Below are 8,246 nucleotides of genomic sequence, written 5' to 3'. Positions count from 1 at the left end.
CGTCAATTCCCCGTCGCCTTCGCCATGAGCGCGCGAAACATGGTTTGCGTACGGGCGCCGGGGCCGAACTGGCCAGTAGTGCGGCCCCAACCGGGTGGACCCATGCCAGGAAGAGTAGAGCAATGAAAGTCTGGGCAGTCGCCAATCAGAAAGGAGGGGTCGGCAAGACCACCTCGTCCATCGCCCTGGCCGGCCTGCTGGCGGATGCCGGCAAGCGCGTGGTCGTGGTCGACCTGGACCCCCACGGCTCGATGACCAGCTATTTCGGCTATGACCCGGACACCCTCGAGCACAGCGCCTTCGACCTGTTCCTGCACCAGGGCAACGTCCCCGAGGGGCTGCCGGCCTCGCTGCTGCGCAGCACCAGCAACGAACGCATATCCCTGCTGCCGTCGAGTACCGCGCTGGCCACCCTGGAGCGCCAGTCGCCGGGCAAGAGCGGTCTCGGCCTGGTGGTCTCGAAAAGCCTGGCGCAGCTCTGGCAGGATTTCGACCATGCGATCATCGACAGCCCGCCGCTGCTCGGCGTGCTGATGGTCAATGCCCTGGCCGCCAGCCAGCACCTGGTGATTCCGGTGCAGACCGAGTTCCTCGCGGTGAAAGGGCTGGAGCGGATGGTCAACACCCTGGCGATGATCAACCGGTCGCGCAAACAGGCGTTGCCCTATACCATCGTACCTACGCTGTTCGATCGGCGGACCCAGGCTTCGCTGAGCACGCTGCGGATTCTCAACGAGAACTACCCGGACAACCTGTGGCAGGCGTTCATTCCCATCGATACCCGCCTGCGCGATGCCAGCCGGGCCGGGGTCACGCCGTCGCAACACGACGGCAAGAGTCGCGGGGTGATCGCCTACCGCGCCTTGCTCAAGCATCTGCTGGCGCAGCAGCCGGCCACCCGGGTGGCCTGATGGCGCGCCGGTCGCCGCGCCGACAGGCGCATTCAAGCCGCACCGGAGTGCGGCCGATAACCGTTGTAGACCCCTGTCGCGGAATACCCACATGAGCGCCGCCACCGCCACCCGTTCGCAACTGGCCTTGCAGTCCTACCTGGATGCGTTGCTCCAGGAGGCCACTTTCGAGGACCTGGAACCTCCCGTCGAGACGCCGCCAGCGCCTGCGCCCGCGCCGTTGAAGCCTGTCGCGCTGGCGGTCGCCGAAGTGGCGACACCGGCCCCGGCGCTGGAAACGCTGCCGGTCGACCACGGGTTCGACGAGTTCGAGGCCGCGGTGCTCGAGGAGCAGGTCCGCGATGCGCGCCTGGTTCCGCCGGCGGCCCTGCTCGACGAACCGACGACGTTGCGCGAGCTGCCGGTCGAGCCACGGCCCCACGAGGTCATCGAACTGCGCGTGCCGAGCGCCCCGGCGAGCGCCAGCGAGCCGGCGCTGCTCGACCTGCCGCTGCTCGACGACGGTCGTCCGGCCTGGGCGGCGGAGCCCTTCGAGTGCCTGCTGTTCGACGTCGCCGGGCTGACCCTGGCGGTGCCGCTGGTGTGCCTCGGCTCGATCTATCCGCTGGAGAACCAGGAACTGACCCCGTTGTTCGGCCAGCCCGACTGGTTCCTCGGCATCCTGCCGTCGCAGGCGGGCAACCTGAAGGTGCTGGACACCGCACGCTGGGTGATGCCCGAACGCTACCGCGACGACTATCGCGACGGCCTCAAGTACGTGATCTCGGTCCAGGGCTACGAGTGGGGGCTGGCGGTGCACCAGGTGAGCCGCTCGATCCGCCTCGACCCGGCCGAGGTGAAATGGCGCAGCCAGCGTAGCCAGCGGCCCTGGCTGGCCGGCACGGTCATCGAACACATGTGTGCGCTGCTGGATGTGGCGGCGCTCGCCGAACTGATCGCCAGCGGCGCCGTCAAGCGCCTGCACGGCGACCATTGATAGACAGCTTCCGCCGCTTGCGGCGGTTTTCGAGAGGTTAGGGGAATGAGCAAAGCCACCGCGCAAAGCGCCGAAGATCCGATCCTGCAGTGGGTCACCTTCCGCCTGGACAACGAGAGCTACGGCATCAACGTGATGCAGGTCCAGGAGGTGCTGCGCTACACCGAGATCGCCCCGGTGCCGGGCGCGCCGAGCTACGTGCTGGGCATCATCAACCTGCGCGGCAACGTGGTCACGGTGATCGACACCCGGCAGCGCTTCGGCCTGGACCCTGCGCCGGTCAGCGACAACACGCGGATCGTCATCATCGAGGCGGACAAGCAGGTGGTCGGCATCCTGGTCGACAGCGTCGCCGAGGTGGTCTACCTGAAGCAGTCGGAAATCGAGACCGCGCCGAACGTCGGTAACGAAGAATCGGCCAAGTTCATCCAGGGTGTCTGCAACAAGAACGGCGAGCTGCTGATCCTGGTCGAGCTGGACAAGATGATGACCGAGGAAGAATGGTCGGAGCTGGGCAGCATCTGATGCGTTCGACCGACACGAGGGCCTGCTGAGATGGAGGTCGTCGCGCTGGCACTGGCGGTCGCCGCCTGCCTCGGACTGGCGGCGGCGTGCCTGTGGCTGCGCCGTGAATTGCGCCGCCTGCAAGCTGCGCTAGCGCAGCAGGCGGAGGAGGGCGCGGCGCGCGAGCGCCGGCTCAAGGAACTGAGCAAGCGCATCGAGTCCTACCAGCAGGTCAACGTGCGCATGGGCGAGGCCTTGCAGGACCTGGGCAAGCAACTCGCGCCGCTTCCCGACCGGGTCGCGCGCCTGGAGCAGCGCGATCCGACCACTCTGTCGTTCAGCCAGGCCGAACGCCTGGTCGGGCTCGGCGCCAGCGCCGAAGACCTGACCCAGGCCTGCGGGCTGTCGCAGGCCGAGGCCGAGCTGGTGGCGCGCCTGCACGAAGCCAAGGGCAAGTGACGGCCATCGACCCGGCGCTGGCGCTTTTCAGGCGAGCAGGCGGCTCGCCACTTCTGCCAGTGTCACCTCTCCCCTGAACTCCCCGCAGCTCTGCGCCGGCAGGCGATCCTCGATGGCATGGGCGAAGCGCACCGCCGGGTCCTGCTCCAGCTTCTCCAGGTGTCGATGCAGGCGCGGAAAGTCGTGTTGCAGGTCGAAGTAGCCCAGCTCCCGTCCCCAACGAGCGGTACCCGCGAGGTAGGCGTCGGCCACGCTCGGCCCTTCGCCGGCCAGCCACTTGCGGTCGCCGAGCAGCTTGTCGATCCGGCCATAGGCTCGCGCCGCGCGCGCCAGCGCCCTTGCCGTCGTGGTTGCGTCGGCGTCCTCCAGATAGAACAGGGCCCCCCAGGCCGAATGGCATTCGGTATGCAGGAGAGCGAGGGCGAAGTTCAGTTCGTCGAACTCGGCGCTGCCCTGCGGATAGCCGAGCTTCCTGCACAGGTCGCGCGCCGCCAGGTGCTGGAGAATAGCCAGGCTTTCGCTGAGCGCGCGGCCGTCCTCCAGGAGCAGGGTGGGCGTCTGGCGAGCCGGGTTCAGGCGCACGTAGGTGCGCTCGCCGGTCTCCAGCGGCATCTCGATCCGACACAGGCGATAGGGGCGGCCAAGCCACTCGAGGGCCACGATCGAGCCGAAGGAACAGCCGTGGGGTACGCCATAAAACAGTACAGGTTCCATTTTCCATCTCCGTTCAGGTAACGCGCGTTGCGCATCGCAACCGGGCTGAACGCAGGGTAGGGGTGATATAGGCTATATTCGGTCCTGATTTTTCCGGTGGATCGAAAAATGTCCAAGCCCACGGTGCGCGTGCTCGCCCTGCTCGAACTGCTGCAGAGCCACGGCCAGCTCAGCGGTAGCGAGCTGGCCAGGCGCCTGGAGGTGGATGGACGGACGCTGCGTCGCTATATCGTCGCCCTCGAGGAGCTGGGCATTCCCATCTCGGCGGAGCGCGGACGCCATGGCGGTTACCGCCTGGTGGCCGGTTTCAAGCTCCCGCCGCTGATGTTCAGCGCGGAGGAAACCCTGGCCGTGTCCCTCGGCCTGCTGGCGGTGCGCAGTCTCGGCCTGGGCGAAAGCGAGCTGGCCCTGGAAAGCGCGCAGGCCAAGCTGAGCAGGGTGATGCCCGATGCGCTGCGGCGGCGCCTCGTGGCGCTCCGCGAGACCGCCAGCCTGGACCTGGCCCGCGCCCGGGCGGGAACCAGTGTGGCGGCGCTGGCGACCCTCGCCGAAGCCGCCCAGGTCCGTGCGCGGGTCGAGTTCCGCTATCGCGACCCGCAGGGCGCCGAAACCCTCCGCCAACTCGATCCCTACGGCCTGGCCTATCGCAACGGCTGCTGGTACGTCAGCGGTTTCTGCCACCTGCGCCAGGCGTTGCGCTCGTTCCGTCTCGATCGCCTGGACGCGCCGCGCATGCTGGCGGAGCGCTTCGAGCGACCGGCGGATTTCGATACCCTCCGCCACCTGCGGGAGAGCTTCGCCCGGATGCCGCGCGCCTACCCGGTGGAAATCCTGATGCGGGCGGCGAGGGAGCAGGTGGTCGCGGTGCTCGGCGAGCCCCTCGGTCTGCTCGCCGAGGTCGATGGCGGTACGCTGTTGCGCGCCAGCACCGACGACCTGGACTGGTTCGCCCGGCGCCTGTGCGGCCTGCCGTTCGACTTCGAGGTCAGGCAGCCGCTGGAGTTGCGCGAGCCGTTGAGGCGCCAGGCCGAGCGTGTCCTGCGTAACCTGGGCCAGGAGGAAGCTTCGGATCACAGGTAGGCATTTAGAGGAAAAGTCCTATTAATTGCGCGGCTGCCGCTTTCTAGAATCGGTCCTGGTCAACCCGCACGTTTCCAGGAGGCCACAAGGATGCCTGCAATACCCCTGCGCGCCATGGTGCTGTGCGCCAACCCCGGCCGTCTGCTCAGGTACGGAGCGCTGTTCAACCGCTGCGGCTACTTCCACCTGAGCCTGTGCCTGGACCGACGGGAGCTGCGGCGCTCCCTGGACCAGGGTTACCCGTACGACTATTTCCTCTACGACGGATTCCGCCTGGACCAGGGCTGCAAGGGCACGCTGGCGATGCTGGGACGCAGCGGCAGCATCCGGCGCTTCCTGCTGGTGGGCGAACTCGATTGCCGCGAGAAGCGCCTGTTGTTCGAGTGGAGCAGAGGCCATGGCCTGAGCATCGGCGCGGTGTCCGACCGGCCTTTGGGCCAGGTCGCCCTGGCCGCGTTGATCAAGCGTGATCGCGGCTGCCCCGACCTCCTGCGCGGCATCGCCTGAGGCGGCTTCCGGGAAGATGAGGTAAGGTCGTTTTCCAACCTTCCATGGCGAGACAGCGCATGACCGTCCAGGCCGACATCCTCAAGGCGATCGAAGGCATCGAGCATGGCTTCCAGCAAGCCGGCCAGGCACTCTCCGAGCGGATATTCCATTGCCGGCAGGTGCATGGCGCCGAGATCGTCGACGCGCGCTCGTTGTCGGAATCGGGACGGCATGCCGCCGACGGCGTTTTCAGCGAAGGGCCGTTGGCGGTCGCGGTGGTCACCGCGGACTGCCTGCCGATTCTCATGAGCAGCCGCGACGGTCGGGTGGTGGCCGCCCTGCATGGCGGCTGGCAGGGGCTCGTCGCCGGTATCGTCGGCGCGGCGGTGGCGCGCTTCAATGCGCGCGGCGTCGTCAGCGCGGACATCCGGGTCGCCATCGGTCCCGGGATCAAAGCCTGCTGCTACGAGGTGAGTGCCGGGTTCATCGAGGCGTTGCAGGTCGGCCACGGCCGCCTCTGGGAAGGCGCGGCGCCTCCCTGGAGCCAGCGTCGTCCGCTCCCCGAGCGGCCGCCCCGGTTCGCTCCGCCCGAGCCAAGGCAGGCGGAGCAGGGCGCCTGGCTGGACCTGGTGGCCTTCTGTCGCCAGTTGTTCCAGGCCGCCGGCGTCGGGCCGGCGCAGATCGAAGCCAGCGCCGTCTGCACCTACTGTTCCGGCGGTGCGTTCGCCAGTCATCGCCGACGCCAGCGCCTGGGCGAGGAGAAGCGTCAGCAGTACGCCTGGATCGCTCGCAAGCCGTGACCGCGTATCGGTATTGTCCGGAAATCCTGGATAGTCATGACGGTTGTCTGCTGTTTATCCGCCAATAGCCGGCTTCTAGACTTTTCTTGTCGATGCGTGGCTGTCGCCACGCTCATTCCAGGAGAGTCCCAGCATGCCTGACATCACCCAAGCCGCCATCGTCACCGGCGCCTCCCGCGGCATCGGTCGCGCCATTGCCCGGCGGCTGGCCGCCGACGGTTTCGCGGTCGCGGTCAACTATGCCAGCAACCAGGCCATGGCCGACGAGGTCGTGGCCGAAATCGTCGCCGCCGGCGGCGCGGCCATCGCCGTGCAGGGCGACGTGGCCAGCGCGGAGGACATGGGCAAGCTGTTCGAAGCCACCAGGGGCGCCTTCGGCCGCATCGACGTGGTGGTCAACAGCGCCGGCACGATGCCCTACCTGAAGATCGCCGATGGCGACCTGGAGGGCTTCGACCGGGTGATCCGCACCAACCTGCGCGGCGCCTTCATCGTGCTCGGCCTGGCTGCCCGGCATGTCGAGCGCGGCGGACGGATCATCGCCCTGTCCACCAGCGTGATCGCCCGGGCGCTGCCCAGCTACGGTCCGTACATCGCGACCAAGTCCGGGGTCGAGGGGCTGGTGCACGTGCTGGCCAACGAGTTGCGCGGCCAGGACATCAGGGTCAACGCGGTGGCGCCCGGCCCGGTGGCCACCGAGCTGTTCTTCAACGGCAAGAGCGCCGAGCAGATCGACCAGATCGCCAGGCTGGCGCCGCTGGAGCGCCTCGGCGAGCCGGACGAGATCGCCGCGGCGGTGTCCTTCCTCGCCGGGTCGGACGGGGCCTGGGTCAACTCCCAGGTGTTGCGGGTCAACGGCGGTTTTGCCTGAGCCGCTGTACCGGGACGACGCGTCGAAGGTTTCGGCTGCGCTATCTATCGGTTCCTTTCCCGCTGTCGGCCCGTTGCGAGTCGGCGTCGCGTCTACGCCAATAGTCGTCCTCATCGGTCTGGCGTTCGCTCAGCCGTTTCCCGCTGCGTGCGTCGAACTCCAGGATCCAGAAGGTGGCAGGCTCCTTCTGGTCGTCGCGAAGGTAGCTTCGGTAGGTGAAGCGGTCCCTATCCTGAAGCAGGACCACGCGGTCGATGGTTCCTTCGTGATGGCGTACCTTGGCTTGCCGATTGATGCGGAACTCCGGAGTCAGCCGGTGCCGATCGATGATTGCATCCTTTTCCTCGTCGCCGAGGATGGCCGGGGCGGCCTGGACATGGCTGGCGATAAGCAGCAGGGCGGCGAGGAGGAGGGGGCTTGGCGAGGACATGGGCGGCCTGGGAAGTGGCAGGTGGACTGTGCTGGGACCGCTCTCGCGGATTCCGGTTCCGGCGCTTCGGTTTCGACGCGTGGCGGGTTCGCTCAGTCGCCGGGACCGCCGAGCAGCAGCATCTCGTTGCCATCCGCGGCGTCCGGCGCGAATCCCTCGGGACACTTGCCTTTCAGGTGCCAGGCGAAGGCGATGATCTCGGCGATGGTGCGATACAGCGCTTCCGGAATGGCGTCGCCGAGTTCCAGGCGGGCGAGCAGGCGGACCAGCTCGGCGTTCTCGTAGATCGGTACCTCGTAGTCGCGGGCGATGGCCAGGATCGCCTCGGCCAGTTCGGCGTCGCCCTTGGCGGAAATGGTCGGCGCGGCCTGGCCGTCGTAGCTCAGGGCGATGGCCTGGCGCGGGGCGGGTGACTGCTTTCTGTTCATGCGGTTTCGTCTACCCAGCGTTGTTCGATGGTCGCTCGCGGGCCCTGGGGCGGGCGGCCGCGTTGGCAGGTGATCTCGCCAACGGTCAGGCCGGCGTCGCGCAGGCGTTGGCGCAGGTGGCCGAGTTCATGCTCGACCAGCCGCGCGGTCGCGTCGCGCTCGGCCCAAAGCTGGCTGGACAGGCTGCCGCGCAGCAGGGTCGCCTGGGCGTGCAGCGGTCCCAGCGGCTCCAGGTCGAAGGCCAGTTCGACCCGCCAGAGGCTTTCGCGGGCCTCTTCGCCGGTCTTGCGCTGTTCTTCCTGGAACTTCACCTGCAACGGTACCACCGAGTGCTGATGGCGCATGGGCACCTCCATCTGCCAGGTCGCCAGTTGGGTGCCATCCGGCAGGGTGCTGGTCTGCGCCAGGCTCGACAGCTGATGGGTCTGCAGGCGGGAGATCGCCGCGGCGGCAAGGCGCAGCAGCGACTCCAGTTCCATGTCCTCGTCGAACAGTTGGAGAACTTTGCTCGGCAGGGGAAAGTTCAGTGCCTGGGTCTTGTTGGCGCTCTGTCCCAGGTTGCCCAGTGCGTTGCGGACAAAGGC

The 8,246-nt window shown here is 67.7% G+C and carries 12 protein-coding genes; 8 read left to right on the top strand and 4 right to left on the bottom strand.

Translation table 11 applies throughout. From position 1 onward, the window contains the following. The first annotated feature begins 122 nt into the window (after positions 1-122). The 4 genes from FFS27_RS24100 (at position 123) to FFS27_RS24085 (ending at position 2,850) form a co-directional block, all read left to right on the top strand. Positions 123-911 carry a ParA family protein gene (locus FFS27_RS24100; RefSeq protein ID WP_003083092.1) on the top strand — a complete coding sequence of 263 codons (789 nt, stop codon included), beginning with the start codon at positions 123-125 and terminating at the stop codon, positions 909-911. 91 nt (positions 912-1,002) lie between these two features. Next, positions 1,003-1,887, top strand: a complete 885-nt coding sequence (locus FFS27_RS24095; RefSeq protein WP_023097830.1) for a CheW domain-containing protein — start codon at positions 1,003-1,005, stop codon at positions 1,885-1,887. Positions 1,888-1,932: 45 nt separating this feature from the next. Next, positions 1,933-2,412, top strand: coding sequence for a chemotaxis protein CheW (locus FFS27_RS24090; protein WP_003083098.1), 480 nt, complete (start codon positions 1,933-1,935; stop codon positions 2,410-2,412). Between the two features lie 30 nt (positions 2,413-2,442). After that, positions 2,443-2,850 carry a DUF2802 domain-containing protein gene (locus FFS27_RS24085; RefSeq protein ID WP_021264535.1) on the top strand — a complete coding sequence of 136 codons (408 nt, stop codon included), beginning with the start codon at positions 2,443-2,445 and terminating at the stop codon, positions 2,848-2,850. 27 nt (positions 2,851-2,877) lie between these two features. Here FFS27_RS24085 and FFS27_RS24080 read toward each other — a convergent pair whose 3' ends face one another. Next, a complete protein-coding gene (locus FFS27_RS24080) occupies positions 2,878-3,564 on the bottom strand; it encodes a glutathione S-transferase family protein (RefSeq protein ID WP_003133197.1) in 687 nt (228 codons plus the stop codon). Between the two features lie 108 nt (positions 3,565-3,672). Between FFS27_RS24080 and FFS27_RS24075 the strand changes: the two genes are divergently transcribed. From FFS27_RS24075 to FFS27_RS24060, 4 genes are all read left to right on the top strand, one after another. Beyond that, entirely contained in the window at positions 3,673-4,644 is a 972-nt protein-coding gene (locus FFS27_RS24075) for a helix-turn-helix transcriptional regulator (RefSeq protein WP_019485668.1), read from the top strand. Between the two features lie 90 nt (positions 4,645-4,734). Next, positions 4,735-5,151 carry a hypothetical protein gene (locus FFS27_RS24070; protein ID WP_003087127.1) on the top strand — a complete coding sequence of 139 codons (417 nt, stop codon included), beginning with the start codon at positions 4,735-4,737 and terminating at the stop codon, positions 5,149-5,151. A gap of 59 nt (positions 5,152-5,210) precedes the next feature. Continuing rightward, a complete protein-coding gene (locus FFS27_RS24065) occupies positions 5,211-5,933 on the top strand; it encodes a polyphenol oxidase family protein (protein ID WP_021264536.1) in 723 nt (240 codons plus the stop codon). 133 nt (positions 5,934-6,066) lie between these two features. Then, a complete protein-coding gene (locus FFS27_RS24060) occupies positions 6,067-6,804 on the top strand; it encodes an SDR family oxidoreductase (RefSeq protein ID WP_021264537.1) in 738 nt (245 codons plus the stop codon). 40 nt (positions 6,805-6,844) lie between these two features. Here FFS27_RS24060 and FFS27_RS24055 read toward each other — a convergent pair whose 3' ends face one another. The 3 genes from FFS27_RS24055 to fliK all read right to left on the bottom strand — a co-directional run. Continuing rightward, positions 6,845-7,234 carry a hypothetical protein gene (locus FFS27_RS24055; RefSeq protein WP_021264538.1) on the bottom strand — a complete coding sequence of 130 codons (390 nt, stop codon included), beginning with the start codon at positions 7,232-7,234 and terminating at the stop codon, positions 6,845-6,847. A 92-nt stretch (positions 7,235-7,326) separates the two neighbouring features. Beyond that, positions 7,327-7,662 carry an EscU/YscU/HrcU family type III secretion system export apparatus switch protein gene (locus tag FFS27_RS24050; RefSeq protein ID WP_023101383.1) on the bottom strand — a complete coding sequence of 112 codons (336 nt, stop codon included), beginning with the start codon at positions 7,660-7,662 and terminating at the stop codon, positions 7,327-7,329. Then, on the bottom strand, positions 7,659-8,246 hold a 588-nt coding region (gene fliK, locus FFS27_RS24045; RefSeq protein ID WP_137952248.1), incomplete at its 5' end, for a flagellar hook-length control protein FliK. The genes FFS27_RS24050 and fliK, both read right to left, overlap by 4 nt.

The organism is Pseudomonas sp. 2VD, from assembly GCF_005503585.1.
GTDB lineage: Bacteria > Pseudomonadota > Gammaproteobacteria > Pseudomonadales > Pseudomonadaceae > Pseudomonas > Pseudomonas aeruginosa.
The sequence above is the reverse complement of the archived record's forward strand: the minus strand, read 5'-3'. Positions and strand labels throughout refer to the sequence as shown.